The organism is Vibrio sp. 14N.309.X.WAT.E.F5, from assembly GCF_030397615.1.
GTDB lineage: Bacteria > Pseudomonadota > Gammaproteobacteria > Enterobacterales > Vibrionaceae > Vibrio > Vibrio lentus.
This window is the reverse complement of record NZ_JAPNXR010000005.1, coordinates 256,875-283,419: the sequence shown is the minus strand read 5'-3', so window position 1 is coordinate 283,419 and position 26,545 is coordinate 256,875. Positions and strand designations below refer to the sequence as shown.

Sequence of the window (26,545 nt, the reverse complement as noted above, 5' to 3'; positions counted from 1 at the left end):
GAGCTCTACACTCAACCGGCCAATGAGTTCGTCGCGGGCTTCATGGGACACTACAACTTGGTGCAAGCGAACAAGGCTAAACAGTTGTTCAATATTGAAACCGAGTGGAAGGTGGCGATTCGCCCTGAATCTATCTACGTTAAAGAGCATGGCCGACAGTATGGCGAACATATCTCTGCGCCGAAGACAGGCACCATTCGCAACCATCAGTTGTTAGGCAACGTGATTCGTTACCAAGTGGACGTTGATGAGTGTGAATTAACGGTCGACTTGCTTAACCGTTCTTCTGAACGATTGTTGGCAAACGGCAGCCAACTTGAACTCCTGTTTAACCTTAACGAAATTCAACCTGTGAGAGCTTAAGATGTTCAAACCTTTGTATGTATTTGATATGGATGAAACGCTGATCAACGCCGATGCAGCGATGCTCTGGAATGCGTTCTTGGTTGAAAAGGGCATTGTCACTACGCCCAACTTTATTGAAGAAGATAAGCGCTTAATGGGCCTGTATTCGGAAGGTAAGTTGAACATGGAAGATTATCTCACGTTCGCCATGCAGCCACTCGCGGAAATGCCAACAGAGCAAGTCACTGCCTTGGTTGAAGAGTGTGTCGAACACCATATTCTGCCTAAGCAGTTCAAGCAGTCGAAACCTTTGATTGAACAGCTAGAAAATGACGATATCGATATGCTGATCATCTCTGCCAGCGTGACTTTCTTGGTGGAAGCTGTGGGTCGTAAGATTGGTATTGAGAATGCACTCGGTATTGATTTGATTGAAAACCAAGGCCGTTTTACTTCTCAAATATCAGGTGTGCCAAGCTACCGTGAAGGTAAAGTCACCCGTTTAAAAGAGTGGTTAGACAATCAAGAAACTAACTACTCAGACATTCACTTTTATACGGATTCAATCAACGACTTACCTTTGTGTGAACACGCTGATTTTACCTATCTGGTAAATCCATGCCCGCGTTTGAAAGCACTGGCTGATCAACCGAATTGGTCGATCCTCGACTGGGATTAAACAGAATCTTATCTTCGAATTAGGTTCGCTCTAGAACTCATCAAGCCGCTGACTACAGCGGCTTTTTTGCATCATCAGTCTAATGTTCGATTTATTACCTTAGCTGGCAAAAGGATGCATGTAACAATTCAATAACATCCCTCACTCTGCTGTAAATCAAACCACCATCTTTCAATCCCTTGATAGCACTCACTTTCTTGTCTTGATAGTTTGTGTGTAACAAATATTTTACAAATTGACAGGGTTTCATCGAAATTGCCCATTTTCCTCCACCCATTCCATTATCTCGGCTTGTGGGCCAAATTTAATTAAGGACAAAAAATACACAACACAAAACCAATAGGTACAAGGAGAAAGTTCATGGTGGATACATACAACCCGCTTGGCACGGATGGATTCGAGTTTGTTGAATACACGGCCGTTGACCACAAGGGAATTGAGCAACTTAAAGCGCTGTTTGTGTCACTTGGTTTTGCTGAGATCGCCAAGCACCGCTCAAAAGAGGCTTGGCTGTATCGACAAGGTGACATCAACTTTATCGTTAATGAACAGCCTCACAGCCAAGCGGAAGCGTTCGCTAAAGTGCATGGGCCATCGGTCTGTGGCATGGCTTTTCGTGTCAACGAAGCAACCGCGGCAATGGAACAAGCGTTTAAGGGCGGTGGTGAAGAATACAAAACAGAAATAGGGCCGATGGAGCTAAGCATTCCTGCCATTTACGGCATCGGTGAAAGCCTGCTCTATTTTGTGGATCGTTATGGCAAGCGGAGCATCTATGACGTCGATTTCCGATTCTATGACGATGCGGAACAGCGCATGGCCGAAGCCAATGTTGGCTTGTATGAAATCGACCACCTCACGCACAACGTTAAGCAAGGCAATATGGATGTGTGGTCTGGGTTCTATGAGCGTCTTGGTAACTTCCGTGAGATTCGTTACTTCGACATTGAAGGCAAGCTGACAGGCCTTGTGAGCCGCGCCATGACCTCACCGTGTGGCAAAATCCGTATCCCTATCAATGAGTCTTCCGACGACAAATCACAAATCGAAGAGTTTATTCGCGAATACAACGGCGAAGGTATCCAACACATCGCACTCGCCACCGATGACATCTACAAAACCGTGAAGACTCTGCGTGATCGCGGCATGGACTTTATGCCAACCCCAGATACCTACTATGAGAAAGTTGACGATCGTGTGAAAGGCCACGGGGAAGACACTGATTTGCTGCGCGACCTGCGTGTTCTGATTGATGGCGCACCGACCAAAGATGGCATCTTGCTGCAAATTTTCACACAGACGGTAATTGGGCCTGTGTTCTTTGAAATCATTCAGCGCAAAGGCAACGAAGGCTTTGGTGAAGGTAACTTCAAGGCGCTGTTTGAATCGATTGAAGAGGACCAGATTCGTCGAGGAGTATTAGACGATGCATAAATGGATCTCGTTTCCTCATCGGGAGGGGGTGTGTTCTAAACAAGCGCACGCCGACTTCCCCGAAGAGGCAATCTATGAGCGAGAAGCCGGTCGAAGTGGATTCTTCGGCCCTGCCGCTCATTTTCACCACCAACATGCCCCAACAGGTTGGTCGGAGTGGGAGGGCGATTTACGTCCTCGCGCTTTTGATTTTACGCTGGTGGAGAAAGCTAGCCAGATAACCCCTTGGGCTGTGCCTCATCTTTTGCACAACGCGGACTGCAAAATTCGTGTATGGCGCATGGATGATAAGATGGATTTCTTGGTACGTAATTCCGACGGCGATGAGCTGTTATTCATTCACCAAGGCAGCGCCGATCTCTATTGTGACTATGGTCATCTAGCGGTGAGTGAAGGGGATTACGTGATGCTCCCGCGCTCGACCAACTGGCGTTTAGAGCCAAGCGAGCCGATGTTTATCTTGATGATTGAGAACACAGACGCGGCTTATTCCTTGCCAGAGAAAGGCATGGTCGGTAATCACGCGGTGTTTGATCCGGCGGTGCTCGACATTCCTTCTATCAATGATCAATTCCGCGCTCAGTATTCTGAAAACCAGACTCAGGTTCAGGTGAAGCGTCACGACAAAGTCAGCGTGATCACCTATCCGTTCAATCCATTGGATGCGATTGGTTGGCATGGCGACTTAGCGGTGGTGAAAGTGAATTGGCGCGATATCAGACCGCTGATGTCGCATCGTTACCACTTGCCACCTTCTGCGCATACGACGTTTGTTGGCGCAGGCTTTGTAGTGTGCACCTTTGTACCACGCCCGATTGAGAGCGACCCAGGTGCATTGAAAGTGCCGTTCTACCACAACAATGATGACTACGACGAAGTGCTGTTCTATCACGCTGGTGACTTCTTCAGTCGCGACAATATTGAAGCGGGCATGGTGACTTTCCACCCCGCGGGTTTCACGCATGGGCCTCATCCAAAGGCTTTTAAAGCGGGTCAGGCGCATAAGAAGAAGTTTACCGATGAAGTGGCGGTGATGATCGATACTCGCCACGCGCTGCAGTTCTCTGATGAACTCGATAGCGTTGAGAACAAAGAATATGTCTACAGTTGGCAAGAGAAGTAAGGGACAAGGATGAAATTAGCAACCAAGAAAAATGGTACTCGCGATGGCCTGTTGATGGTCGTAAGTAAAGACCTCAAACAATGTGTAGCTGCCACCGAAATCTTCCATGCGATGCATCTGGCGCCAACCATGCAGGTAGCATTGGATAACTGGGACAGCGTGGCTTCTCAGTTAGAAGAGTTATACACCTCATTAAACAACGGGCATGTGACTGGCAGTGAAGTGTTTGCACCTCAGTATTGTGAATCACCTCTACCACGCGCATATCAATGGGCTGATGGCAGCGCGTATGTAAACCACGTTGAACTGGTGCGTAAAGCGCGTGGTGCTGAAATGCCAGAAAGCTTCTGGGTCGATCCATTAATGTATCAAGGTGGCTCAGACGCGTTTATCGGCCCTCGTGACAACATCGAATTTGCCAGCGACGAATGGGGCATTGATTTCGAAGGTGAGGTCGCGATTGTGACCGGTGACGTGCCAATGGGTGCAAGTGCTAAACAGGCGCACGAGTCGATTCGATTACTGATGTTGGTGAACGATGTGTCGCTGCGCGGTTTGATTCCGGCTGAGCTCGCGAAAGGCTTTGGCTTCTTCCAGTCTAAACCGTCTTCGGCGTTCTCTCCGGTTGCGGTAACACCTGACGAGCTTGGTGAACAGTGGAGGGGCAGTAAGGTGCATCTACCGTTGATATCGACCTACAACGATAAGCCTTTTGGTTGTCCGAATGCGGGCGTCGATATGACTTTCAACTTTGCTGAACTAGTAGTCCATGCTGCGAAAACTCGCCCACTATCGGCCGGTGCCATCATAGGTTCAGGTACGGTATCGAATAAGCAAGGCACTGACCATGGCACCTCAATTGCCGAGGGCGGTGTGGGTTATTCATGCATTGCCGAAGTTCGCATGATAGAGACGATTCGCGATGGTAAGCCGTCGACTCAATTTATGTCGTTTGGCGATTCGATCAAGCTTGAGATGTTTGATGCAGCTGGTGACTCCATTTTTGGTGCGATTGACCAAAAAGTGAGCCAGTATCGAGCGCTATAATCCACGTAATAGGATTTCTGTATGAGCGAGAGCATCGTGAACAAGAACATTATACTTTACGGTTACTGGCGCTCGTCCGCAGCCTATCGAGTGCGTATTGGATTGAACCTAAAGCAACTCAACTATGAGTCGAAGTCGGTGCATTTGGTGCGTAATGGTGGTGAGCAGCATGAACCACAATATCGCGAGCTCAATGCCAGTGAATTAGTGCCGGTGCTGGTGGATGGTGACGTTCAACTCAATCAGTCGCTGGCTATTCTTCAATATCTCGATGAACACTATTTGTGTGAGAGCAGCCCAGACACCTTGTTGATTCCAGAGCAAACACCACTGCGCTATCAAGCACTGGCGATGGCTCAGGACATTGCGATGGAAATTCATCCTCTTAATAACCTGCGCGTGTTGCAGTATTTGGAGCGAGAATTGTCGTGTGAGCAAGAGGAAAAAATGGATTGGCTTCACTATTGGATGAGTCAAGGCTTCAGTGCACTAGAAGAGAAGTTAGCGAAGCACAGGAAAGCACATGGCGATTCAGTGTATGGCCTCACTGATTCCCCTTGTATCGTCGATATCTGCTTGGTGCCGCAGGTGTATAACGCGCTGCGCTTTGGCGTTGATATGTCGCCTTATCCGCTGATCAACTCGATAGTCCAAGCATGTAATCAGTTACCCGCTTTTATCGATGCGATGCCAGAAAACCAAGCGGATGCGAACGCACCGATGTGAACGGAAACAAAGATTTATTTTGCTAGATTGAGGATGTTTTTTTGAAAAGAGGGGGAGAAACCTGGACTGAGTATTCAGATATTTAACCTGTTCTAATAAGAGTTTGAACGCATGCTTTTGTCTTTACTCAGAAGCTTAGTATCTTAATACTATCCGGATAAAAAGAAACCTCCAATGTTGGAGGCTTCTTGGTTTCTACACTTTAACAACTAGCGCGAGTGACAAAGGTAATATCAAATATTGCCACTCAGGTTATTTGTACCTTCTGCCTTAGATTTTTTAATCTCAGACTCGGTTTGCCATTTGCCGTTGTAAAGGTACTCACATTCAGGGAGTGGCTCTTTGGCTGCCCTTAAATCAAATACCTTATCGGTTTGATATTCTCTACTACAAACCGGGATACCAAAGAGCCTTGATTCTGGCTTTGCTTCAAACAGCTTTTTATGGTCATCGACCTCTGTACAATTCAGTTTGTAGACCTTTGACATTTGCGCGACCATGGATTCTAAATCCGCTTCAGTTTTAAAGAAAACATAACAATCAAATCGGTCTTGTGAGCGAAAGATAGTCTTATGAGCAGTATCTCGATATCTGCATATGTCATGCTTAAAATAAAACTGGATCACTTTACGCTTTTTGTTGTAGTAGGCGAACAGCCAACCCTCACGTTCACCAACTTTAATTTCGGCTACTTCATCTGGTTGGCGTTTAAGCATTTTAAAGGAAACCAATATAAAGGCACCAGCGCCTGCTAACGCCATTGGGCCAACAAGTGCTACCATTAATATACATACGATAGCACCAATCCAACCGACAGCTTGTGTAGCATTGTTCATCCAGCGCGGTACAGTGCTCTGTGACTTAATGACAAAGCCTTTATCAGATAAGGTATAAGCATACCTTTTGACAAAGTTGAGCCTCAAAAGAAAATATATAACTGACGTGGATAAACAAAACCCGCTAGCTAAGGTTAGTGCGGATGATAAATTGTTTAAATCAGCAAGTACGAAAAAGAGAATAATGAAGATAGCCGCAGGAATCGAAGTCATCTTCAAATAAATGTATCTAGAAGCTTCTTCGACATTTTTTGTTTGCCAGTTTTTAAAGCCTTGACCAGAAGAAATCTCATGCTCTTGTGCTTCTTGGTAAGCAGCAAGCTCTTCTGGGGTGATGTAAAATGGTAAATAGGTCAAAGGGTTACTCCTGTAAGCTAAGTTCACTAACACTTGAGTTCAATGAGCTTATGATCGCTACTTGTTTAGTATTGTCTGAAATTGCTGTATAGGTTGCATGTTGTTTTGCACTGTTTTGGAACCAGTACTTACGGCTTAATTCGCTTTCATCGTCTAGGATGTACTCTATCTCCAATGCTAAATAGTCAGGCGAGTCTTTGATAGGTAAATTCAACTTATAAACACTTTGAGAATCTGAAGAGTTAGTCGAACTAGTCAGGGTTTCCAATTCGACTCCTGCGTGCCAAACTCCTGATATCAATTCCTCTTCAGTTGCCGCAGTATTTGTTCTGAATTTGATTCCGTTTCTTGCTGCGCTAATTGGGAGCTGAATATGTAGTTCAATACCAGATAACTCCTGTTTCACTGCAGGATATTGGCTTTGTGAATTAGGCGCTACTCGCAGTATCGGCTGTTGATATATTGTTGGCTGCTCCATAATAGTGTGCAAATCAAATAGTGCCTTTTGAACGACTTCTGAATTGTGCATGTTTCTTTCTAATAATACTTCAGAACGACTCCATCTTAATCGATTTGCGTTATAGCCCCAGGGTAAATTATCTAACCACTTCTGGTATTCATCTAGTTTATTCTTGTTCCTAATATAATTATTCAGTAGATAAATTGCTGTAGCAGCTGCTATGACAAACATCATCGGCCAACCAAAGGTAAAAGTCGTTGTTAGAGCCCCCGTTGCTCCAAGCACCTGAACTACGCTAGTACCTGTTAGCGTTAATAATGAGTAAAAATTGATGCGCTCGAAAATTTGCTCTTGACCTGTGAGGTTATCAATTTTGAACCAAGAACGGTACGCTTCTATACCAGAGGCTAGGGCTCCGAGAGTTCCAGTGATAGCAAGCCATTTATTGAAGACCTTTAAGTCATCAATAATCAGATTTTCAAAGCCTTTTGTATTTCGAGCTACTAACTTCTTAAGAGTTTTCAGTGAGTGCTTTCTGAGTTCGTCACTCCCCTTCACGCTCTCCCACAACTTACCCGTCCGAATCCCCGTCCACGCACTGGCGGTATAAAACAGCTTTTGTTGAATATCTAAGAATTCGTCTGAGGACATTAACCCTGTATCTTGGATACTACTCATGGCATCACCAAGCGCGATGCAGTTAAATACTAATGCCATAAAGCCTAGGCCACCTGCATTCTCGAACAGTTTATTCAAATCATCGAGCTTATTCATCACGATCCGAGTTCTAAGCTCGACGGATCTTTGAGGTAGATCATCAGGTAACTCAATATACTGCGGGTACTCCAATGTAGCCACAGCGAGTGCTTTCTTAATAGTCTTTTTATTCTCTAAAGCTGTTTTGTATTTAGAGTCGGCTTTGCGGTTATTTTTCTGGAAGTTAGCAATGATTGCATCATTTTTTTCGAGCTTAATCAGATAATCATTTACGCGTGTTTTCCATTTTTTAAAATCGAGAGCGTAACCTTCTTTTATTGTTACGGGCATATTGTGTGCCATATGCTCTGCTATAACAGCAAACAAATAATAGCTATGGCGGTTCAGAGGTTTAGCAAAAACAGGCATCAGCATAATCGATGCTTGTGAAGTCATGCTAACGCCAAACTCTAAAACTCCTTTTGCAAGCGCACCTATTGCTGATTTAAAGATAATATCCAGCTCTTGGAAGCCTTTGGCGATATCTTTGAGAAAGTCCGTTTCCGCAGTGTTTGGGTTGGAAATAAAATCCATGATCTTAGAGTACATGCTCACACGGTTGCTCGTAGCAGAGATCTGGTCCATCAACTGATTATCAGGGGCAGGATTTTCTGAAGCGATCGACTGTTCATTCTGCGCCTCAGTAATATTTTTCTCTATTACTTTAAATAAGCTTCGGCTAAATCCAGAGGCATAGAGAGCAAGTAAACTGGTTGGTTTCTCCCATTGGCTTTCTGCCCATTGGCGGTCTTCTTCTTGTATTACCAAAGTAAATGACTCAACCGCTTGCTTGTGCAGTTGATACAAGCTGTATTGTGTGTCTTCACTATATAGGTCGAAGGTTCTTTCGAGATGATGCGGTGTCAAAGACTCCATTACAGCGATAAAGTCGGTTTTTACTGAAACAACTTCGGCAAGCATGGTTTCTTTTTGTTCTGACAGCTCCTGCATTTCGCTCAGCATTTGCTTCCAGTTGAGCTGCTTACGCCAACGCTCAGTCGCTATCCATTGCTCGTATTTACCAAATCGGCTCGCAGAAATTCGATATTTGTCCTGTATCGCTTTAGTTATGTCACTTTGGGTATGTTGGTGCGATTCAATCGCTCCAGCAGAAAACTTGGCAGGATAGCCGGACTGAACCGAGCTTTTGTTCTGCTCTGCCAAATCAAGTTGGTTAGAGGAATCATAATACTCAGCCATGTCGGTATAAAACGACAGCTCTTCGCCGTTACGCTTAACGTTAGCTGGCATGTCTATCTCGTCACTTGCCCCGAACATACACAGTTGCATGGCGGTCTGCATCAAGCTCCACTGGTTTGAAAATTGATCAGTGAAAAGGCGGTAAGGGCTGGCGGCACCAACAAAATGCAGCGACATATCTTGAATGTCTGCGGCGTAATCTTTTATCGCGACGAAGTAGCCCGACTCTTTTTCTGGAATCGCAGAGGTTAAATCACTCTCGGTTGCGACAGGTTTAAAGATAGAACCATCTTCATCTGCTTTGGTGGCGATGCCTGAATCCGCAAAGCGGCCATCATCGACGGCAGAAGCTTCGATGTCTGCCACTTCAGAGAGTTGAGCGATAGGCGCAATATGGTGCTGTTGCGAGTTCGTTGTGAGTACCACGGTTTGCATGCGGTCAATATGACTGCTGGGATTGTTCGCTACAGCAAGAAACATTTTCCATGTCCATCGATGCTCTGAAAAGCAGAGGGATAGAAGGCTTCCTTCAGTATAAGTAAGGAATGTACTTGGTGACTCTGGCACTCCCCTCGTCTCGGATTCTGGGCTTTCTGCTGCCCCGAGTTTATAAAGCGTGAATTGTGTCCCTTTCACTTCATATTCATCAAGGACCTTCCTAACCGAATCATAAACATAAAGCCAACCATCGCGCACCTGACGGAGTGTATAGCCAATAGTGTTGAGCTTTGCTGGTCCTTTGCCTTGCCATTTAGTTGGTAAACCAAATGGTGAAGCGTCTTCACTATCGAGCTGGTCAATAGCATAACGTACTGGAATGAAATGTGCCGGTCCACCTTCTTCGGGCTCATTCCTCTGCGTCATATCAATCGTTCTTGGCTCAGGTTTTGAGGGCGGGTCTATTTTCTTGGTTTCTCCTTCCCAAAACATGCTGCGCTCAGGTGGTGAGCCTGCAATATCATTTGAAGGCGCAGTTGAAGTTTCAGTCAATGAAGATAAGGAACCATCGCTTTCATACGCAGCAACGGCTTCTTCGAGCGTGTAAGGATGGTCATTCCACAGCATGGATGTTTTGGGAGGAAGAGGGTTGCTCATAAGCTCACGAAATCGATAAGGTTAATATTACCTGCTTTAAAGCAAGTTTTAGACCAACGTCTAGCCCTTATAAAGCGCTGTTACGGTTGTTTCATAAACGAAAAATTGTACGATTATCCAATAACTTGTACTGATTTTCTAACTTTTGGGTTTAGTGGGGAATAGAAAATTGCTACTGACTTTCTGTCATGGTGATGGGTAACTTGCAGTAAACGCAAATATTAGAAAGAACAGCAAAGGGCTGAATGCTTTTGAACTTGCACCTTTGACTGGCCCTTTATCTCATAGTTCTGTTCTAACTATTAAAGCGAAACAACGCGCTTTATCTCTTCTAAAACCTCGGCATTAGCAATGGCACCGAGGTTTTCTACACTCTTGCCATTAATCACCTGTTTTACCGCCAACTCCACCAGTTTGCCAGAGCGTGTTTTTGGCACGTCGCTGATCGAAAATATCTGGCTTGGCACGTGTCTTGGTGAACAAGAGGATTTGAGTTTACTTCTGATGGCTGTGAGTAACGTTTCGTCTAGACTCACATCTTGCTGCAGTTGGACAAACAGCCATATCTGTTCGTTGCGGTCGATGTCTTTACCGACTGCTATCGAATCAACAACGCCCTCAATAGTGTTCACTTGCTGATAGATCTCGGCAGTCCCAATTCTTACCCCACCAGGGTTGAGTGTGGTGTCGCCTCGCCCGTAGAACAGATAGCCGCCATGCACGCTCTGTGCGACTTCGTCACCGTGATGCCACACATTATCGAACTTGTCCCAGTAAGTGCTGTGGTAGCGCTCTCCGGTGTCATTCCAGAAGCCAACAGGGAAGTTGGGTAGGGAGTTGGTGCATACTAGCTCGCCACGTTCTTGGTTGACCTTGTTACCAGACGAATTGAACACCTTGATGTCGACGCCGAGCCCGGCCTGTTGGCACTCTCCGCGATACACTGGCGAGATTGGATTACCTAAAACAAAGCAGCCACAAATATCCGTTCCACCAGAAATGGACGCTAAATGCATGTCTTGCTTGATGTGCTTGTAAACGAAATCGAACTGCTCAGGGTAGAGCACTGAACCCGTCGAGCACAGTGTTCTTAAGTGGGGAAGAGAGTGACTGTCGACCGGTGAGAGCTCCGCTTTCTCAATCGCCTCTAGGTACTTGGCTGAGGTGCCAAATGTCGATACATCAGCTCGCTGCGCTAAATCCCACAGAACGTTAGGTTGCGGATAAATTGGGCTGCCATCAAAGATGACCAAACAAGCCCCGCTCGCGAGCGTAGATACGTGCCAGTTCCACATCATCCAACCACAAGTGGTGTAATAGAACACGCGATCGTTGGGCTTTATATCGCAATGAAGTTGATGCTCTTTTAGGTGATTGATGATGGTGCCGCCAACAGAATGCACAATGCACTTTGGCTTGCCCGTTGTGCCGGAAGAGTAGAGCACAAATAGTGGTTCATTGAAGCCGACACGAGTAAATCGAAGAGGCTTTGGCTGATACTGATTGATGATGCTGTGCCAGCTTAGAATCGACACATCGTGTTCAACTTTGTTTTTCTTTAAATCGTTCTTCTCTAAACCGCTCTTCTCTAAATCACGACTTGGTTTCAAATAACCGATCTGACACACCTGCTTTAGCTCGGTTAAGTGCTCGATGATTTGACGGTTCTTGTCCGTCATATCGAACGTTTTTCCATTGAAGGTGTAACCGTCACAGGTGAAAAGCACCTTAGGTTTCACTTGGCCAAAACGCTCAATCACGCTCTCGACGCCAAAATCAGGCGAGGTCGATGTCCAAATCGCACCCAAGCTAGTGGTAGCCAACATCGCAATCACGGTTTGAGGAAGATAAGGCGTATAAGCAGCAATCACATCACCTTGTTGAACACCACTATCAATAAGCCATTGTTGAACGCTAGATACTTCCTCACACAAGGTTTTCCAAGTGTAGCTTTGATGCTCGCCACGCTCATTTTCAAACCAAATCGCAAGCTCGTTTGGCAACGTTTTTGCTGAATGCAGCAAGTTTTCTGCGTAGTTAACTTGAGCATTCGGGAACCAAACCGCATCGCGATTTGATTTCGGCTGCTGCCAGCGGCTCTCACCTTGAATTTTTATGTCATCTTCTTGTGAACCAACCATTCCACTAAACTGCCATACGTTCTGCCAAAACGACTCTGGATGTTCCACAGACCATTGATGGAGATCCGCATAGTTTTGTAATTCCTGCCCGAGTACGCCCTGTTGATCAAGGCTATCAATGAATTGGGTTACGTTGGCGTGTGCGATACGCTGGTCGCTGGGCTGCCAAATTGGCTTATTGCTTTCGTGCATTCCTTTACCTTTAACAAAAAGTTAACGTTTTCAGTCTGGTATTTAGGTTTTACAAAGTCAAAAGATCAGCAAAATAAGGGGTTATCGGAATCGTGTAAATAAAATGTTACACGACCGCCTGTTTCGAAAAATCGCGCAAATTGGCGGATATAAGGAGTGGAGATAGGCTTAAAGGGAGACATTCGAAAGGAGGTGTGTGATGACTCAATATCATTCTAAGCCCGTGAGCCAAGAGGGATGGGTTGAGTGGAGCCTCGAAGAAGACGCCATTTGGCACGACTTAGTGAAAAGGCAACTAGACGTCATTAACGACCGCGCATGCGATGCCTATTTGCACGGTTTAACCCTGCTGGATCTGCCATTAGACAGAGTTCCCCAGCTTCCAGAGATAAACAAAGTGCTAATGGAAACAACAGGTTGGCAGGTACACCCTGTGCCTGCATTGATCGATTTCGATCGTTTCTTTGATTTGCTCGCCAATAAGAAATTCCCAGTGGCGACATTTCTGAGAACGCGAGATGAGTTCGATTACTTACAAGAACCTGATTTCTTTCATGAAATTTTCGGCCATTGTGCCATGCTCACCAATGCCGATTTTGCGACATTCACTGAGCATTACGGAAAACTAGGCCAAGCAGCCACACCTAAACAACGCGCGTATCTTGCCCGTTTGTATTGGTTTACGGTTGAGTTCGGTTTAGTAAAAGAAGGCGATAGGCTGAAAATCTATGGCGGTGGCATTCTTTCGTCTCCGGCGGAAACCATGTATGCGTTGGGAGGGGATTTGGCCGTTCGTGAGCGGTTTGATCTGCAAACGGTTTTGAGAACCCCTTATCGCATCGACATCATACAACCGAAATATTATGTGATTGATGAGCTGTCTGAGCTCTTCAAAATCAGTCAGGAAAACCTAGTACAGCAAGCTGATCTCGCGATAGACGAGGGATTACTACCACCACTTTTTGAACCCAAGGAACCAACACATGTTGAATGAACAAAAATGCGAAGCCTGCAGTATCGACGCGATTGCCCTAAGTAAAGACGAGCAACAGTCTTTATTGTTGGAGTTGTCTGACTGGCAAATCATGGAAAGAGACGGTATCCCACAGCTTGAGAAGGTGTTTAAGTTTAAGAACTACAAACAAGCATGGGCATTCAGCAATAAAGTGTCAGAGTTGGCAGAAGACGAATTCCATCACCCTTCGATTTTATTGGAGTGGGGCAAAGTCACCGTCACTTGGTGGAGCCACTCAATCAAAGGCCTACACAAAAACGACTTCATCTGCGCCTCACGCTGCGATGTGTTCGCGGTGAGTGAGTAGCCTTTTTGGGTTTAGAGGAGGTGTCTTTCTTATCTCTGTGATGTGATTATCTAATTATTCGGCTCATAAGGTGAGTCGAATACTCGATACTTTCTCATCAAGGGCATAACTTCTCTCAAACTAGCTTGACCTGCATCAGCGACTTGCTGCTTTCTCGTCCGACAGCCCTCACTATTGCTCATAGTATTGGTTTTATGAGGCTGCTCTATGATATATTTCTCGGCCAAGCGTATTACAGACGAAGGCTAATAATGTCTATCAACCTTTCACTCCTTCCACCCAGCGAGAAAAATAAAATCGAACTGGATAAGCAAGCATCGTTTCTTGTATGGAAACTGAAGCAAGCGAAATGTGGCCCTGAAGCCATTGTTGAAGAAGCAATGAAGCTAGGTGATCCAGAAGAAAAGGCTTGGTTTGATCAGTCTGTTGAAAAATACAAACGGGTAATGGGTGTCGCATAAACGCAGATAAACCTTACCCAGCAAAGCTGTTGAATTGAAATGACACAGTAATTTGCTAGAATTTGCACCGTTAATTGAATCAGAGAGAAGATCCCGATGGGAAGAAGTTTTGAAGTGCGCAAGGCCTCAATGGCGAAAACTGCAGGCGCAAAAATTAAAGTTTATTCTAAATACGGTAAAGAGATTTACGTACTGGCTAAGAACGGCAGCTCTGACCCAGACATGAACTTACCTCTTAAGCACCTGATTGCTAAAGCGAAGAAAGACCAAGTACCCGCTCACGTTATCGACAAAGCGATCGATAAAGCGAACGGCGGCGGCGGTGAAGACTTCCAACCAGCTCGTTACGAAGGTTTTGGCCCTGGTGGCACAAGCGTAATCGTTGACTGTCTAACTGACAACGGTAACCGTACTTTCCAAGACGTTCGCCAATGTTTCGTTAAAACTGGCGCGAAAATCGGTGTTGAAGGTACTGTTTCTCACATGTTCGCTCACCAAGCTGTATTCCAGTTTGCAGGCGAAGATGACGAGATCATCCTAGAAACGCTAATGATGGAAGACGTAGACGTGACTGACGTTGAGCTAGAAGACGGTGTTATCACTGTATTCGCTCCAACGACTGAGTTCTTCAAAACGAAGACAGCACTACACACTGCGTTCCCAGAGCTAACGCTAGACGTTGAGGAGATCACTTTCGTTCCTCAAACAACTACGCCAGTAGCTGAAGAAGATTCTGAGAAGTTCCAGAAGTTCTTAGACATGCTTGACGACTGTGATGACGTTCAGCAGGTTTACCACAACGCTGAGCTGTAATATCAATCTATAATTGATAGCTTTGCTCTTGTGAGTAGAATGTAGAATACAAAAAACCGAGCCTAGTGCTCGGTTTTTTTATGGGCGTAATTCAGGCGTTTATCCATAGAAATAGCTTTTTGAACTTAGTTCTTTGATGGCAGCTTCTAGATCATAGCTCCTTGATATAAGTCCTTGATCATTGTTCCGTGATCTCAGGTACGCAAAGCGTTCTCGGGCGACAAATCCATGCTGATAGTTTTCTGATCAAAGGGAGCACGGTGAGGTTGAGCACGATGGCACAAGGCCAAGCGATGAAAAAGCTTTGCATCCAGATTGGCGGCCATTCGTGGCTGAATCCCATTTTGTAGCCAGAAATTAACCCAGACATGATAGTCGCCATGGTTAAGGAGGATAAAATCGCGGTTACCCAAAATTGTTTGTTGTTCATATTATGTTTCTCCCGTGATTTTCTGTTGTTGATGAGATAAGGTTACTCCTATCCATTAATGAGAAAAATAGGCACATATAGAAGTATGAATTCCATATTTGGAAACATTGATGATCTGTTCTTATTCTGTGCAGTGGTTGAAGAGGGCTCTTTGCTATCGGCCTCGAAACGGCTGCAACTGCCTGTGTCGACTATGTCGCGTCGGTTAACCGCATTGGAAGATCGCCTCAATATCCGACTTTTAGAAAAGAAAGGTCGTGAGCTGGTGGCCACCAAAGACGGCGAGGCGGCCTTTGCTGCACTGAGCAGTGGCATGGAGTCTATCCATCAAGGCTTTAATAGCTTGTTGGAAGAGCGTGATGCTATCCAAGGCAAGATTAAGCTCGCAGTGCCTCATAACTTCTATAGTGGCTTTCTAGGGGCGACAGTAGAGCAATTCCTCACTCAATATCCGAACGTTCAGCTTGACCTTACCCTGAGCCAGCAGCAGCTCATTCCACAGACCGACCGTGACTTATTGATCACGTTTAAGATCTCGGACATGGAAGGCATGATTGCTCGTCCGCTTTTCAAGGCCAAACACGGATTTTTCGCGAGCCAAGAATATTTGGATTCCCGTGAAACAATAGAAAAGCCGGACGATCTGGAGCTGCAAGATTGGATTAACGTCGATGATGTGTTTGATATGCCGCTCTACAAATCCGACCGTCTAGAACAGATGATCACGATTAAACCTAAGTTCATCGTCAACGATATTCATGCGGTGGCGGCCGCCGCGCAAAAAGGCTTGGGGCTTGCTTCATTGCCTTTTCGTCATGTATCCCCTGAGATGAATCTGGTTCAAGTGCTCCCTGAGTATCATCGGGGTGATCGCCAAGCGTATTTAGTGTACAAAGAAAGAAAATATCAGCCAAAGGCTTTGACCCTGCTTATTGATGCATTGATTGAGAGTGTTCGATCTTTTCATAGCGATGACTTGGTCAAATAAAAGGAGAAAGAAATGAAAGTAAGTTTTATCGGGCTAGGCGTTATGGGCTTCCCAATGGCAGGCCACCTAGTCAAAGCCGGTTTTGAAGTAACGGTATTTAACCGCACTCACAGCAAAGCGCTAGACTGGGCTGATAAACACCAAGGTAAAGCGGCAGAATCTGTGGCTGAATGTGTAGCGGAAGCTGACGTAGTATTGGTTTGTGTGGGCAACGATGACGACGTGCGCAGCATGACAACCAGCGAAACAGGCGCATTGGCAGCAATGAAGCCAAACGCAATTCTTGTCGATCACACCACAACGTCGGCAGTTCTGTCTGAAGAGCTTGAAGTGGTTGCGAAGCAAGCAGGTATTCGCTTTATGGATGCACCAGTGTCTGGTGGTCAAGCGGGCGCAGAAAACGGCGTGTTAACCATCATGTGTGGTGGTGAACAAGCGCTTTTCAACGACCTTCAACCTGTATTCGAAGCTTACGGAAAATCGTCAGTTCTGATGGGTAAAGTCGGCCAAGGCCAACGCGCAAAAATGGTTAATCAGATCTGCATCGCGGGTGTATTGAACGGTTTATCTGAAGGCTTGGTACTTGCTGAAAAATCAGGTTTGGATATCCCAACTCTGGTTGATTGCCTTAAAAACGGCGCTGCGGGTTCATGGCAGATGGAAAACCGCGCGACCACAATGGCGCAAGACAAGTTCGACTTCGGTTTTGCAATTGATTGGATGATCAAAGACTTAGGTTTCTGTCTAGATGAAGCAGAGCGCCAAGGCATCCAGCTTCCACTGACTGAAAAAACCAACAACGCTTACAAGGCATTGTCTGCTGAAGGACAAGGCCGCATGGATACCTCGGTATTGATGAAAGCTGTGGTTGAAGAAACTAAAAAGTAGAAGTTAGAAGTAACAGAAGCTTCGTTTAGATAACTAAAAATAGCCGCTGATTAGCGGCTATTTTTTGTCTGCACGGAAAGGTAAGCAAAGTTCTGCTTTTGAAAATCACAATTGGGCTGCTATTTTCCTCATCCCAATCACACTTAATTGTTCCATCGTTTTCACCTATTGAATCTATCGTTATTTCCCATTAAACAAATGTAAACGTTGAAGTTATATTGTTGGTGGGCAGAAAAGAGCTTTTGAATACCCATTTACCACTCGATTGGTTTAATGGTTAGCACGCATTGGAGAGCAACCATGCAGATGTCAAAAAGCTTTTTATTAATTACAGTTGGCTTAGCCAGCACATCTCTACAGGCTCAAACCCTGACCAGAGACAACGGTGCACCAGTAGGTGATAACCAAAACTCCATAACAGCAGGTGAGAATGGCAGTGTATTGCTGCAAGACGTCCATCTGATCCAAAAATTGCAGCGTTTTGCCAGAGAACGTATTCCTGAGCGTGTTGTTCATGCTCGTGGTACGGGCGCACATGGTGAATTTGTCGCTTCTGGTAATTTTAGTGATTTAACGGTTTCCGACCCTTTTACCAATAAAGGTAAGGTGACTCCTGTTTTCGTTCGTTTTTCGACCGTTATTCACTCTAAAGGATCGCCAGAAACACTTCGCGACCCACGTGGTTTTGCCACCAAATTTTATACTGAACAGGGTAACTGGGATCTGGTAGGGAATAATCTGCCTGTGTTCTTTATTCGTGATTCGATTAAGTTTCCGGATATGGTGCACTCTCTAAAACCGTCTCCAGTCACCAATGTTCAGGATCCAAACCGATTCTTCGACTTCTTTAGCAGTGAGCCGGGAGCAACCAACATGCTGACTTGGGTGTACAGCAATTTAGGTACGCCTGCGAGCTATCGCACTATGGATGGCTTTGGGGTTCATGCTTATAAGTGGATCAATAAGCAAGGTGACGTGAACTATGTGAAGTTCCAATGGAAGAGCCAGCAAGGTATTAAAAGCCTTCGCCCTGATCAAGTCACTGAGATGCAAGGTAAAGATTTTAACCATCTTACTAATGACCTTTATGCTGAAATTGGTCGACGTAATTACCCTAAGTGGGACCTTTATGTGAAGGTATTGTCTCCGGCGGCGTTGAGCAAGCTTGATTACAACGGATTGGATACAACCAAAGTGTGGCTGAATGTACCGGATCAAAAAGTCGGCACTATGACGTTGAACCGTCTACCTGAAAACTTCTTTCTAGACACGGAACTGTCGGCATTTTCGCCTTCGAATCTAATTCCTGGTATCGAGCCATCGGAAGACCGTTTGCTGCAAGGTCGTTTGTTTGCTTACGCCGATACACAGCTTTATCGCTTGGGAGCAAACTTATTCCAGCTACCCGTTAACCGACCAGTAGCGCCAGTGAGTAACCATAACCAAAATGGGTTGAGCAACAATGTAACGCTAACTAATGGCGCTGTGAACTATGAACCAAGCCGGAAACTAGATTTGGCAGAAGATGTTCAATTCAAAGCTGTAGAAACCAAGCTTGTTGGTACGGTGCAACAAAAAGCGATCAGCAATCCACGAAATTTCTATCAAGCGGGTGTGCAGTACCGCAGCATGGATGAACAAGACAAAAGTGATTTGATTGCTAACCTCGCTGGTGACTTGAATAAGGTGACGGACAAAGGCGTCAAAACGACGATGGTGAGCTACTTCTATCGTGCAGACAAACAGTATGGAACGCGTTTGGCTAAAGCAACTGGCACCAGTATGTCACGAGTGGAAAAACTCTCGCAAACGAACAATTAAGCGACAATGTAAGACGTAAAGTTTTGGCCTGCGGGAGATTTATCTGCTCTTTTCTGCCCGAAAATCAGGGCTCCTGTAGGCCATTCTCTAATCATGTTAGTTAGGGGGAATAAATGAAAATCGTATTTTTACTCAGCTCCATTTTTTTCTCTTTGATCTTCTCGCTCAGCTTATTGGCTGCTGACGACAAACTGGAAGAGGAATACCAATCTCTGGTTGGGTTGTTCTTTGATGCCGCTCGTATTGGTAACAATGAAGTGATCGATGCATTTGTTTCTCAAGGTTTCCCCGTTGATCAACGCAATAACCAAAGTTATACCGCACTCATGGTAGCCGCTTATCAAGGAAACAGAGAAACCGTGGGGCTTTTACTCGATTCGGGTGCCAATGCTTGCCTGCAAGACAAACGTGGAAACACCGCTTTGATGGGAGCATTGATTAAACGCGAAATCAGTATTGCGAAAGACTTATACCAAGCGGAGTGTTCCCCAGAATTACGTAATAAAGCCGGACTTAATTTGAAAGAATTTGCCGAAATCTATGGTCAATCCAATGTGCTGAAATCCCTTCCCACTAAATGAAGTGTGCTAATAACAATAAAAGGACGTAATAATATGAATAAAACAACATGGCTTGCTGCACTCGCCCTTATCTCTTCTCCTGTTTTTGCTGAAGTAGTGAATGTTGAAATGATTGATCTTGGCTCGGGTCAGTCAACCGGAACTGTAATGATAAGCTCAAGTGAATACGGAGCTGTTTTTACGCCGGTATTGAAGGGTTTACCTGCTGGTACACATGGCTTCCATGTACACGCCAATGGTTCATGCGAAAGCCTCACCAAAGATGGCAAAATCATACTCGGTGGGGCTGCAGGCGGACATTATGACCCAGAGAAAACGGGTAAGCATGGCTTCCCTTGGACGGATGATAATCACCTTGGTGATTTACCACCGCTTTACGTCAATGCTCATGGTGTAGCTGATCTGCCAGTAATGGCGCCAAGAGTGACATTAGATGACGTGAAAGGCAGAGCGTTGATGATTCACGCTGGCGGTGACAACCATTCTGACCATCCGGCTAAACTTGGCGGCGGTGGTGCGCGCATTGTATGTGGCGTGATTAAGTAATCTCTTCTTTAAGAGTTACAAAAAGCGCTCCAACCTATTTGGGGCGCTTTTTGTATTTAGGGATGACACTTATCTCTAACGCAGAACTCTCATTAATCACTTAGGCTTTTGTTTGGCTAAAGCAGAGCGTTAAGGCATTTACTTCCACTGACTGAAAAGGCCAGCAACGTTGACTAGGCACTGCTGCATAGAAATAGAAGCAGATTGCTAGCTCTGAGGTTCTCAATTGGGCAAACATGCTTACTTAAGGTTTGTCGGCATTACAATTCAGAGACATCCGCAAAGATTTTATATTTATGTATCAACCCCTGCTTGAAAGATAAGAAAGTCGCGAACTTAGCGGCGTACGAGCTGCCATTTAGGCGCACATAGTCAACTTGCCCCTCACACGCAACCGTATCATCGTTTACGTAGATCCCAGAAAACGTATGCGTCATTGATTCAATTGATCCAAAGAATGCTGCGTTGACCGCTTCGACAGCTGGCTTTCCTACTATTGGTGCGGCGTTCGAAAAATGAAACGACACGTCATCATGCAGTAGTGCCATTAGGGCGTGGGCATCCTTTTGGTCGACGATTTGATATAGATGTTTTGTCTGTTCGATTAATGGTGACATAGCAGTTGCTCCTTTGAATTTGAACTAATTTGGATTTGAACGAGGTTAAGATTTAGCGTGATTAAATAAGTACAGGCTTATCAACAACAGTATTACGGATGCGATCAATTGCAGCGTTAATGGCTCGCCATACCACGTGATCCCAATGGAAACGCCGACGACGGTCACCACATTTCCCACTTGGCTAAAGCCCAACCCGTCAGTGATCCGTTGAAAACGAAACGTCAGTAAATAGCTGAGTGCCGATAAGCATGCCATCAGCGCAAGTACGCCAGTTCCGTTTGCAATGACCTCACCATCGATCGCATGAGTAAACGGAAGCCATACCATGCTCTGCAGTGTCAGCATGCCAGCGGCCAGAACAATTGGATTGGCAAGAGAGGGGAACGCGCGACTGCGATAGACATTGCCAGCGGCCAAAAATATGGGTACGAGTAGCGCAATGGCTAGTACTGACCAAGGGGATGAAGTGTTCATTTGTGGTGACAAAGTCACAGAGAGTGCGGCAACGACCCCAACCATGATTCCAAGTACTTTTCGCCAGGTTAACGAGGACCCTTGAAAAGGTAAGGTGAATAACAAGGTAAAAATGGGCGACAAAGTGACGAGTACACTGAATGTACTGGTATTAAGAGATTGTAGGGCATAGGTTGACGCCAGATTAGGGATTGCGACGCCCAGTAAACCAGCCCAAAGATAATAACGGTAATGCACCAATGCCGTTCGGTTGAGCTGACCTCGCATAACCAATAACGTCATCAACAATAAAGCGGCACCTGCCATCGGTATTATCGCGACATCAACCGGTGGAATGCCAATGGTCACAGCACATTTGGCTAACGCAAAGTTTACGGCGACAAGACTGCCAATGCTGACCACGTATAGCGGAGACTGGAATTGCCGACCGATACCATTTATGTGCCTTCTTGCCGTTATCGGTTTTATCAGTGATTTCATGTCTTACTCTATTATTGAAGTCGATGAAATCAGCATAAAAGACCTAGATTGATTAGAGAATAGGCTCTACACTCTCCACACTGTATCCAAATTGGCGACAATCATGCAGCACTTAGACGCTATTCCTTATTTCCTTGCGGTCGTAAAACAATCGAGCTTTGCGGGTGCAGCGCGTGAACTGGGCGTGTCACGTTCGGCAGTCAACAAACGGGTGATCCAACTGGAGTCGAGCCTTGGAGTGCGTTTGCTGCATCGTACTACGCGCCAAGTATCGCTTACTGAATCTGGTGAGCAGTTTTATGATCACCTCACCAAAGCCAATTATTGGCTGCAAAAAGCTGAAGATGCAGCAACCAGTCAGCAAAATCAGGCAATTGGCACATTGCGGGTTAGTGCACCAATGTCTTTTGGTCGTCTGATATTGGCCCCTCTCATCCCACAATTTCTCAAACGTTATCCTCATATTCACATCGACATGACGATGGACGATGGTTACGTCGATATTGTCGAAGGAGGATATGACGTCGCGATTCGAGCTAGGGATTTAAATGACTCGAGTTTGGTGGCGAAGCGGTTAACCAGCGTCCGTAGCGTTATCTGCGCCTCGCCTACGTATTTTGATGAGAATGGTTTGTCGATCCCAACCGAGATCTGCGAACTGAGTGCACACAACGCTTTGCTCTATCGTCATACATCTGAGAGTGCCGAGTGGTTTTTTGGTCACCAAGATCAGGTGACCAGCGTTGTAGTGAAAGGCAATTACCGAGTCAACAACAGCGAAGCATTACTGTGTGCGACCATGGCAGGGCTTGGAATCGCTAGGCTTCCCGACTTTATTGCCAATGCACCCATTCAGTCGGGGCAATTGCTGCCCTTGCTACCTAACTATCTGATGCCAGAGAAGAATGTCTATGCATTGTTTCCTGAGCGAGATCCAATGCCACTCAAACTAAGATTGTTTATCGATTTCCTTGCAGCTTCGCTCAATTGCTGTTGAAAGTTTACGAAGTTGATAAGAGGCTTTAGGCGTACTTAGCCTTTTATGTTTTCACTACTTGTGCTTTTTGTTCCCGCCACTCACACCCTCTCTAAACCATTCACTCCTCGTAATTACCATTCGTCGCATTGATAAAACTACATGACAAATTCTAGTTAACCTTTCAACGTCAACATTTGAAAGGGATTAGAAATCATGACTACTTCACACTCATTAAATTCAGGCTCTACCACTTCTGTGTTTAAACGTTCATTACTGATTGCACTTGTTTCATTCGCACCCACTTTGGCGAAGGCTAACCCAAGTTCAGACGTGCTTGATATCTACAATCAAGCCGCGCAAGGCAATGAAGATCTGGTTGAGGTGGCTTACGAACGTCTGAACGACACGCTGCAACAAGACGGTGCGACACCACTGACCTTGGTTTACCTCGGAAGCACAGAAACCCTGATGGGGCGTGATGCGTTCTTGCCTTGGAACAAGATGAAGTATGTCGAAAAGGGTTTGTCGACGATTGATAAATCACTGGTACTTCTGAAAGACGAAGACCAACCGATTCATGAGCAACCTCGTGTTCAAGGGCTGCCAGATTCTTACCTAACTCGCGCCATGGCTGCGGTGACTTACACCTCTCTGCCAGACATGTTTAACCATTTTGACCGTGGTTATGACCTGTTCCTCTCGCTACTGGCTGAAGATGATTTCCAACAACAACATTTCGCTGCGACCTCGTGGATTTACCGTTATGCCATTACCGCATCGATTCGTGCTGAAGACTTCGAGCAAGCACAGGTGTGGCTTGAAAAAATGGAAAACACCGATGCTGGCAACATCGAAACTATGACGGCTAAAGCCCTAATAGTGAAAGCCAAATAACAGCTGCGAATGCTAAATAGCGGTTTACTAAAGCTCATTAACAACTGCGAACGATTAAGAATGATGGGTAATCAGAGGACAACGAAATGATTGAATTTAAAGATGTCGGCAAAGCGTATGTTACGGGTGCTCAAAGCGTAGACGCACTTAAGGGAGTCGATGGCCAAATCAAACGCGGTGAAATGGTGGCGTTGTGTGGCCCTTCTGGGTCAGGCAAAAGCACACTTTTGAATATCCTTGGATTGTTGGATATGGATTACAGAGGCGAGATAACTATTGATGGCCAACCGTATCCGACAGAGCAAATCGCCGCTGCACGTTTTCGTCGTCAGTCGTTGGGTTTTGTATTTCAGCGTTTCAATCTGGTTCCTGTGATGACGGCGCTTGAGAACGTCGCTTATCCATTGATGTTGAACCAATGCTCGAAACAAGAACAACAGGCCAGAGCGCAAGACATGTTAGAGCGTGTGGGGCTAGGAGATTACGTTCATCACCGCCCAGACAATCTTTCAGGCGGTCAGCAACAACGCGTCGCGATAGCCAGAGCACTGATTCACAACCCAAGCTTGGTGATTGCCGATGAGCCGACTGCAAGCCTAGACAGCCACACTGCCAACCTTGTGATCGACATTATGAAAGAGCTCGGTCACGAGATGGGCACGACTTTTATTGTCGCAACGCACGACCCAAGAATGGCGCAGCGTTGTGATCGAGTGATTGAACTTATCGACGGACAACTGGCGCCACAAGTTGCAACCACGGAGGCGATCTCATGGGCAAGTTAACACAAAGAATGAGCACGTTTTTACTTCCAACTTCGGTGCGTTTGGCGTGGCTTAATTTATTAAGAAATGGTCGTCGTAGTTTGCTTTCTGTGTTGATCATCGCCATTGCCGTATTTGCACTGACCAGTGCGGGCGGTTATGGGCTTTACACCTACGAATCTCTACGTGAATCGACCGCGCGCGATACTGGTCATCTCACCTTGAGCACGCCGGGATACTTTGAACAAGACGAAGACATGCCGCTGAGCAATGGTCTGGATAATGTTCAAACGCTAACCAAGAGCATCATTGGTGACAGTGACGTGCGTGGTGTGCAGCCGCGAGTCTACTTCAGCGGTTTGGTGTCTAACGGCAGCAAATCGACCATTTTTATGGGAACGGGCGTCAATGAGCGCGAGTTCGATATGAAAGGGCCTTTCCTTGATGTGCGCAGCGGGCAAACCCTTTCAGATCTGAAATCTCCAAGATACGACAGCCAAGAACCACAAGTGATGCTAGGAACGGACCTTGCTCGTAACCTCAAAGTTGCCGTCGGCGATTGGGTGACACTGCTCGCGACCACCAGTGACGGTGCTTTGAACGCTTTTGATTTTAAGGTGCAGGGTATTTATTCAACAGGGGTTCCTGAGCTGGATAAGCGTCAGCTGTATGTACACATCACTACCGCACAAGAGCTTTTAGCATCAGACAAAGTCAGTACCTTGTCGGTGTTCCTATTTGAAACAAGTAAGACCTCGACCGTACAGCAACGCATTCAAGCGACTTTAGATCGAAATAGCGCGAGTCAAAGCGATCAAGGCACAGAGATCGAGATCACCCCGTGGCAAGATCGTGCGTTTTTCTACACCAAGGTCAAAGATCTTTACGACCGGATCTTCGGCATCATGGGCGCGGTGATGGCATTGGTGGTGTTTGTGTCGTTGTTTAACACCATGACCATGTCAGTGACGGAACGCACTCGTGAGATTGGCACCTTGTCGGCACTCGGCAGTTACCCTTCTGAAATCGTGGCAGGCTTCTTAAAAGAGGCGGGATTGCTGGCACTGATTGGCAGCGCGATCGGCGCTTTAGTGAGTGGATTAGTATCGGTGTTATTGCTAGTGGTTGATATCCAAATGCCACCACCTCCGGGTCGAACCGAGGGTTACCCACTCAACATTTACTTCTCATTAGAATTGGTTGGTTACGCCACTTTAGGTGTGCTGACGATATGTTTGCTGGCTGCTTATTTCTCTGCTCGTAAAGGCGTGAATAAGCCAATCACGGAGGCACTGGTTTATGTCTAGATTAACTCGTTCATTCAATATGTTAGGTTCTGTGTTGGTTTTAGCATCAGCTTTAACATCGGTATCAAGCTGGGCGGTTGATTCACAACAAGTCACTGAGATGATTGCCAAGGCAGACAGCTATCGTTTGAACAGCGCACAAGCCTCTAAGGTAGTGTCTCTGGTGGCGCTTTACCAAGACGAGCAACTCGATAAAACCCGTGAATACAACGTCTACACAAGGCCAAATCGAGAGTCATTAGTGGTCTTTAAATCAGCCGTTGAGGCAGGTCAAAAGATGCTGATGATAGAAGGTAACTATTGGTTGTTGATGCCGAAATCTCGTCGGCCCATTCGTATTACCCCGATGCAAAAGCTATTGGGTGAAGCTTCGGTGGGCGATATTTCAACGCTCACTTGGAGTGAAGATTACCAAGGAGAGTGGGTTGCTGAGCAACGAGTTGAGATGCCGACTGGCGAGACACTCGATACCCATCACTTAAAGCTCGCGGCGAAAACCAAGGGGGCGAGTTACCAGTCGATTGATCTGTGGTTAACAGCAGACCGTGCATTCCCAGTTAAAGCGGATCTGTATCTGCGTTCTGGAAAACTGGCGAAACAAGCTTGGTTTACTGAAGGCGCGCGTGATGGATTACCAACAGTGGTGTCGATGACCTTGTTCGATAAGATACAGCCAAGTAAGAAAACCGTGATTGAGTATCGCGAAGTGATTGAACAAAGCTTGGAAGACAAATACTACAACCCTGCCTACCTATCGCGTAACAGCGTGTCTGGGTTGTAGGTGGA

At 45.9% G+C, this 26,545-nt stretch carries 27 protein-coding genes; 20 read left to right on the top strand and 7 right to left on the bottom strand.

Features of this window, described 5'->3' with window-relative positions; translation table 11 throughout:
- Both OW495_RS08765 and OW495_RS08760 read left to right on the top strand, forming a co-directional pair.
- The coding region (locus tag OW495_RS08765; RefSeq protein ID WP_289886048.1) for a TOBE domain-containing protein at window positions 1–363 on the top strand (363 nt) is incomplete at its 5' end.
- A 1-nt stretch (window position 364) separates the two neighbouring features.
- Window positions 365–1,024 carry an HAD family hydrolase gene (locus OW495_RS08760; protein ID WP_102513420.1) on the top strand — a complete coding sequence of 220 codons (660 nt, stop codon included), beginning with the start codon at window positions 365–367 and terminating at the stop codon, window positions 1,022–1,024.
- Window positions 1,025–1,118: 94 nt separating this feature from the next.
- Here OW495_RS08760 and OW495_RS08755 read toward each other — a convergent pair whose 3' ends face one another.
- Entirely contained in the window at window positions 1,119–1,301 is a 183-nt protein-coding gene (locus OW495_RS08755; RefSeq protein WP_102513421.1) for a hypothetical protein, read from the bottom strand.
- Between the two features lie 83 nt (window positions 1,302–1,384).
- Between OW495_RS08755 and hppD the strand changes: the two genes are divergently transcribed.
- Genes hppD through maiA form a run of 4 tightly spaced genes read left to right on the top strand, consistent with a single transcriptional unit; the run spans window position 1,385 to window position 5,354 of the window.
- Window positions 1,385–2,458 carry a 4-hydroxyphenylpyruvate dioxygenase gene (gene hppD / locus OW495_RS08750; RefSeq protein ID WP_102513422.1) on the top strand — a complete coding sequence of 358 codons (1,074 nt, stop codon included), beginning with the start codon at window positions 1,385–1,387 and terminating at the stop codon, window positions 2,456–2,458.
- Window positions 2,451–3,581, top strand: coding sequence for a homogentisate 1,2-dioxygenase (locus tag OW495_RS08745; RefSeq protein ID WP_102513423.1), 1,131 nt, complete (start codon window positions 2,451–2,453; stop codon window positions 3,579–3,581). Before hppD ends, OW495_RS08745 begins: the two co-directional genes overlap by 8 nt.
- A 9-nt stretch (window positions 3,582–3,590) precedes the next feature.
- Window positions 3,591–4,628: a fumarylacetoacetate hydrolase family protein gene (locus tag OW495_RS08740; RefSeq protein ID WP_102513424.1), complete on the top strand. Its 1,038-nt coding sequence runs from the start codon at window positions 3,591–3,593 to the stop codon at window positions 4,626–4,628.
- A 21-nt stretch (window positions 4,629–4,649) separates the two neighbouring features.
- Window positions 4,650–5,354 (top strand): maleylacetoacetate isomerase, encoded by a 705-nt coding sequence (maiA, locus tag OW495_RS08735; protein WP_102513425.1) that lies wholly within the window; start codon window positions 4,650–4,652, stop codon window positions 5,352–5,354.
- A gap of 233 nt (window positions 5,355–5,587) precedes the next feature.
- Here the strand turns inward: maiA and OW495_RS08730 are convergent, their stop codons facing one another.
- The 3 genes from OW495_RS08730 to OW495_RS08720 all read right to left on the bottom strand — a co-directional run bounded on the left by OW495_RS08730 (window position 5,588) and on the right by OW495_RS08720 (window position 12,391).
- On the bottom strand, window positions 5,588–6,547 hold the full coding sequence (locus OW495_RS08730) for a hypothetical protein (RefSeq protein WP_102513426.1): 960 nt from the start codon (window positions 6,545–6,547) through the stop codon (window positions 5,588–5,590).
- Between the two features lie 4 nt (window positions 6,548–6,551).
- Window positions 6,552–10,058, bottom strand: coding sequence for a T6SS effector BTH_I2691 family protein (locus tag OW495_RS08725; protein ID WP_102513427.1), 3,507 nt, complete (start codon window positions 10,056–10,058; stop codon window positions 6,552–6,554).
- A gap of 302 nt (window positions 10,059–10,360) precedes the next feature.
- Entirely contained in the window at window positions 10,361–12,391 is a 2,031-nt protein-coding gene (locus OW495_RS08720) for an acetoacetate--CoA ligase (protein ID WP_102513428.1), read from the bottom strand.
- A gap of 199 nt (window positions 12,392–12,590) precedes the next feature.
- Here OW495_RS08720 and phhA point away from each other — a divergent pair, with 199 nt between their 5' ends.
- The 4 genes from phhA to OW495_RS08700 all read left to right on the top strand — a co-directional run bounded on the left by phhA (window position 12,591) and on the right by OW495_RS08700 (window position 14,987).
- Window positions 12,591–13,385, top strand: coding sequence for a phenylalanine 4-monooxygenase (gene phhA, locus OW495_RS08715; RefSeq protein ID WP_102513429.1), 795 nt, complete (start codon window positions 12,591–12,593; stop codon window positions 13,383–13,385).
- Window positions 13,375–13,713 (top strand): 4a-hydroxytetrahydrobiopterin dehydratase, encoded by a 339-nt coding sequence (locus tag OW495_RS08710; RefSeq protein ID WP_065105050.1) that lies wholly within the window; start codon window positions 13,375–13,377, stop codon window positions 13,711–13,713. Before phhA ends, OW495_RS08710 begins: the two co-directional genes overlap by 11 nt.
- Window positions 13,714–13,964: 251 nt before the next feature.
- Complete coding sequence (locus OW495_RS08705) at window positions 13,965–14,174, top strand: DUF3283 family protein (protein ID WP_004732615.1); 210 nt, start codon at window positions 13,965–13,967, stop codon at window positions 14,172–14,174.
- A 96-nt stretch (window positions 14,175–14,270) separates the two neighbouring features.
- Window positions 14,271–14,987, top strand: a complete 717-nt coding sequence (locus OW495_RS08700) for a YebC/PmpR family DNA-binding transcriptional regulator (protein ID WP_004732617.1) — start codon at window positions 14,271–14,273, stop codon at window positions 14,985–14,987.
- Window positions 14,988–15,165: 178 nt separating this feature from the next.
- On the opposite strand, the gene OW495_RS08695 is transcribed toward OW495_RS08700, so the two are convergent.
- Window positions 15,166–15,417, bottom strand: coding sequence for a DUF2798 domain-containing protein (locus OW495_RS08695; protein WP_102513430.1), 252 nt, complete (start codon window positions 15,415–15,417; stop codon window positions 15,166–15,168).
- 85 nt (window positions 15,418–15,502) lie between these two features.
- On the opposite strand from OW495_RS08695, the gene OW495_RS08690 reads away from it, so the two are divergent.
- From OW495_RS08690 to sodC, 5 genes are all read left to right on the top strand, one after another.
- Window positions 15,503–16,405, top strand: coding sequence for a LysR family transcriptional regulator (locus OW495_RS08690; RefSeq protein ID WP_102513431.1), 903 nt, complete (start codon window positions 15,503–15,505; stop codon window positions 16,403–16,405).
- Between the two features lie 12 nt (window positions 16,406–16,417).
- Window positions 16,418–17,293 carry an NAD(P)-dependent oxidoreductase gene (locus OW495_RS08685; RefSeq protein WP_004732622.1) on the top strand — a complete coding sequence of 292 codons (876 nt, stop codon included), beginning with the start codon at window positions 16,418–16,420 and terminating at the stop codon, window positions 17,291–17,293.
- A 300-nt stretch (window positions 17,294–17,593) separates the two neighbouring features.
- Entirely contained in the window at window positions 17,594–19,114 is a 1,521-nt protein-coding gene (locus OW495_RS08680; protein ID WP_289886043.1) for a catalase, read from the top strand.
- A 113-nt stretch (window positions 19,115–19,227) separates the two neighbouring features.
- Window positions 19,228–19,695: an ankyrin repeat domain-containing protein gene (locus OW495_RS08675; RefSeq protein WP_102513433.1), complete on the top strand. Its 468-nt coding sequence runs from the start codon at window positions 19,228–19,230 to the stop codon at window positions 19,693–19,695.
- A gap of 33 nt (window positions 19,696–19,728) precedes the next feature.
- Entirely contained in the window at window positions 19,729–20,241 is a 513-nt protein-coding gene (gene sodC / locus OW495_RS08670; protein ID WP_102513434.1) for a superoxide dismutase family protein, read from the top strand.
- A 260-nt stretch (window positions 20,242–20,501) separates the two neighbouring features.
- Here the strand turns inward: sodC and OW495_RS08665 are convergent, their stop codons facing one another.
- The gene (locus tag OW495_RS08665) at window positions 20,502–20,858 is read right to left on the bottom strand and encodes a nuclear transport factor 2 family protein (RefSeq protein ID WP_102513435.1); all 357 of its coding nucleotides are present in this window, start codon (window positions 20,856–20,858) and stop codon (window positions 20,502–20,504) included.
- A gap of 45 nt (window positions 20,859–20,903) precedes the next feature.
- Entirely contained in the window at window positions 20,904–21,815 is a 912-nt protein-coding gene (locus tag OW495_RS08660; protein ID WP_102513436.1) for a DMT family transporter, read from the bottom strand.
- A 103-nt stretch (window positions 21,816–21,918) separates the two neighbouring features.
- Between OW495_RS08660 and OW495_RS08655 the strand changes: the two genes are divergently transcribed.
- From OW495_RS08655 to OW495_RS08635, 5 genes are all read left to right on the top strand, one after another.
- Complete coding sequence (locus OW495_RS08655; RefSeq protein ID WP_289886041.1) at window positions 21,919–22,812, top strand: LysR family transcriptional regulator; 894 nt, start codon at window positions 21,919–21,921, stop codon at window positions 22,810–22,812.
- Window positions 22,813–23,007: 195 nt separating this feature from the next.
- Complete coding sequence (locus tag OW495_RS08650; RefSeq protein ID WP_289886040.1) at window positions 23,008–23,688, top strand: hypothetical protein; 681 nt, start codon at window positions 23,008–23,010, stop codon at window positions 23,686–23,688.
- A gap of 86 nt (window positions 23,689–23,774) precedes the next feature.
- The gene (locus tag OW495_RS08645) at window positions 23,775–24,473 is read left to right on the top strand and encodes an ABC transporter ATP-binding protein (protein WP_289886038.1); all 699 of its coding nucleotides are present in this window, start codon (window positions 23,775–23,777) and stop codon (window positions 24,471–24,473) included.
- Entirely contained in the window at window positions 24,461–25,759 is a 1,299-nt protein-coding gene (locus OW495_RS08640; protein ID WP_289886035.1) for an FtsX-like permease family protein, read from the top strand. Before OW495_RS08645 ends, OW495_RS08640 begins: the two co-directional genes overlap by 13 nt.
- Entirely contained in the window at window positions 25,752–26,540 is a 789-nt protein-coding gene (locus OW495_RS08635; RefSeq protein WP_289886034.1) for an outer membrane lipoprotein-sorting protein, read from the top strand. The genes OW495_RS08640 and OW495_RS08635 overlap by 8 nt, the downstream gene beginning before the upstream one ends.
- Window positions 26,541–26,545 lie beyond the last annotated feature (5 nt).

What these genes read in the sequence shown, in the direction of transcription:
- OW495_RS08760 (WP_102513420.1), top strand. Translation starts at nt 365, where the DNA reads ATGTTCAAACCTTTGTATGTATTTGATATGGATGAAACGCTGATCAAC.
- OW495_RS08755 (WP_102513421.1), bottom strand. Translation starts at nt 1,301, where the DNA reads ATGGGTGGAGGAAAATGGGCAATTTCGATGAAACCCTGTCAATTTGTA.
- hppD (WP_102513422.1), top strand. Translation starts at nt 1,385, where the DNA reads ATGGTGGATACATACAACCCGCTTGGCACGGATGGATTCGAGTTTGTT.
- OW495_RS08745 (WP_102513423.1), top strand. Translation starts at nt 2,451, where the DNA reads ATGCATAAATGGATCTCGTTTCCTCATCGGGAGGGGGTGTGTTCTAAA.
- OW495_RS08740 (WP_102513424.1), top strand. Translation starts at nt 3,591, where the DNA reads ATGAAATTAGCAACCAAGAAAAATGGTACTCGCGATGGCCTGTTGATG.
- maiA (WP_102513425.1), top strand. Translation starts at nt 4,650, where the DNA reads ATGAGCGAGAGCATCGTGAACAAGAACATTATACTTTACGGTTACTGG.
- OW495_RS08725 (WP_102513427.1), bottom strand. Translation starts at nt 10,058, where the DNA reads ATGAGCAACCCTCTTCCTCCCAAAACATCCATGCTGTGGAATGACCAT.
- OW495_RS08720 (WP_102513428.1), bottom strand. Translation starts at nt 12,391, where the DNA reads ATGCACGAAAGCAATAAGCCAATTTGGCAGCCCAGCGACCAGCGTATC.
- phhA (WP_102513429.1), top strand. Translation starts at nt 12,591, where the DNA reads ATGACTCAATATCATTCTAAGCCCGTGAGCCAAGAGGGATGGGTTGAG.
- OW495_RS08710 (WP_065105050.1), top strand. Translation starts at nt 13,375, where the DNA reads ATGTTGAATGAACAAAAATGCGAAGCCTGCAGTATCGACGCGATTGCC.
- OW495_RS08705 (WP_004732615.1), top strand. Translation starts at nt 13,965, where the DNA reads ATGTCTATCAACCTTTCACTCCTTCCACCCAGCGAGAAAAATAAAATC.
- OW495_RS08700 (WP_004732617.1), top strand. Translation starts at nt 14,271, where the DNA reads ATGGGAAGAAGTTTTGAAGTGCGCAAGGCCTCAATGGCGAAAACTGCA.
- OW495_RS08695 (WP_102513430.1), bottom strand. Translation starts at nt 15,417, where the DNA reads ATGAACAACAAACAATTTTGGGTAACCGCGATTTTATCCTCCTTAACC.
- OW495_RS08690 (WP_102513431.1), top strand. Translation starts at nt 15,503, where the DNA reads ATGAATTCCATATTTGGAAACATTGATGATCTGTTCTTATTCTGTGCA.
- OW495_RS08685 (WP_004732622.1), top strand. Translation starts at nt 16,418, where the DNA reads ATGAAAGTAAGTTTTATCGGGCTAGGCGTTATGGGCTTCCCAATGGCA.
- OW495_RS08680 (WP_289886043.1), top strand. Translation starts at nt 17,594, where the DNA reads ATGCAGATGTCAAAAAGCTTTTTATTAATTACAGTTGGCTTAGCCAGC.
- OW495_RS08675 (WP_102513433.1), top strand. Translation starts at nt 19,228, where the DNA reads ATGAAAATCGTATTTTTACTCAGCTCCATTTTTTTCTCTTTGATCTTC.
- sodC (WP_102513434.1), top strand. Translation starts at nt 19,729, where the DNA reads ATGAATAAAACAACATGGCTTGCTGCACTCGCCCTTATCTCTTCTCCT.
- OW495_RS08665 (WP_102513435.1), bottom strand. Translation starts at nt 20,858, where the DNA reads ATGTCACCATTAATCGAACAGACAAAACATCTATATCAAATCGTCGAC.
- OW495_RS08660 (WP_102513436.1), bottom strand. Translation starts at nt 21,815, where the DNA reads ATGAAATCACTGATAAAACCGATAACGGCAAGAAGGCACATAAATGGT.
- OW495_RS08655 (WP_289886041.1), top strand. Translation starts at nt 21,919, where the DNA reads ATGCAGCACTTAGACGCTATTCCTTATTTCCTTGCGGTCGTAAAACAA.
- OW495_RS08650 (WP_289886040.1), top strand. Translation starts at nt 23,008, where the DNA reads ATGACTACTTCACACTCATTAAATTCAGGCTCTACCACTTCTGTGTTT.
- OW495_RS08645 (WP_289886038.1), top strand. Translation starts at nt 23,775, where the DNA reads ATGATTGAATTTAAAGATGTCGGCAAAGCGTATGTTACGGGTGCTCAA.
- OW495_RS08640 (WP_289886035.1), top strand. Translation starts at nt 24,461, where the DNA reads ATGGGCAAGTTAACACAAAGAATGAGCACGTTTTTACTTCCAACTTCG.
- OW495_RS08635 (WP_289886034.1), top strand. Translation starts at nt 25,752, where the DNA reads ATGTCTAGATTAACTCGTTCATTCAATATGTTAGGTTCTGTGTTGGTT.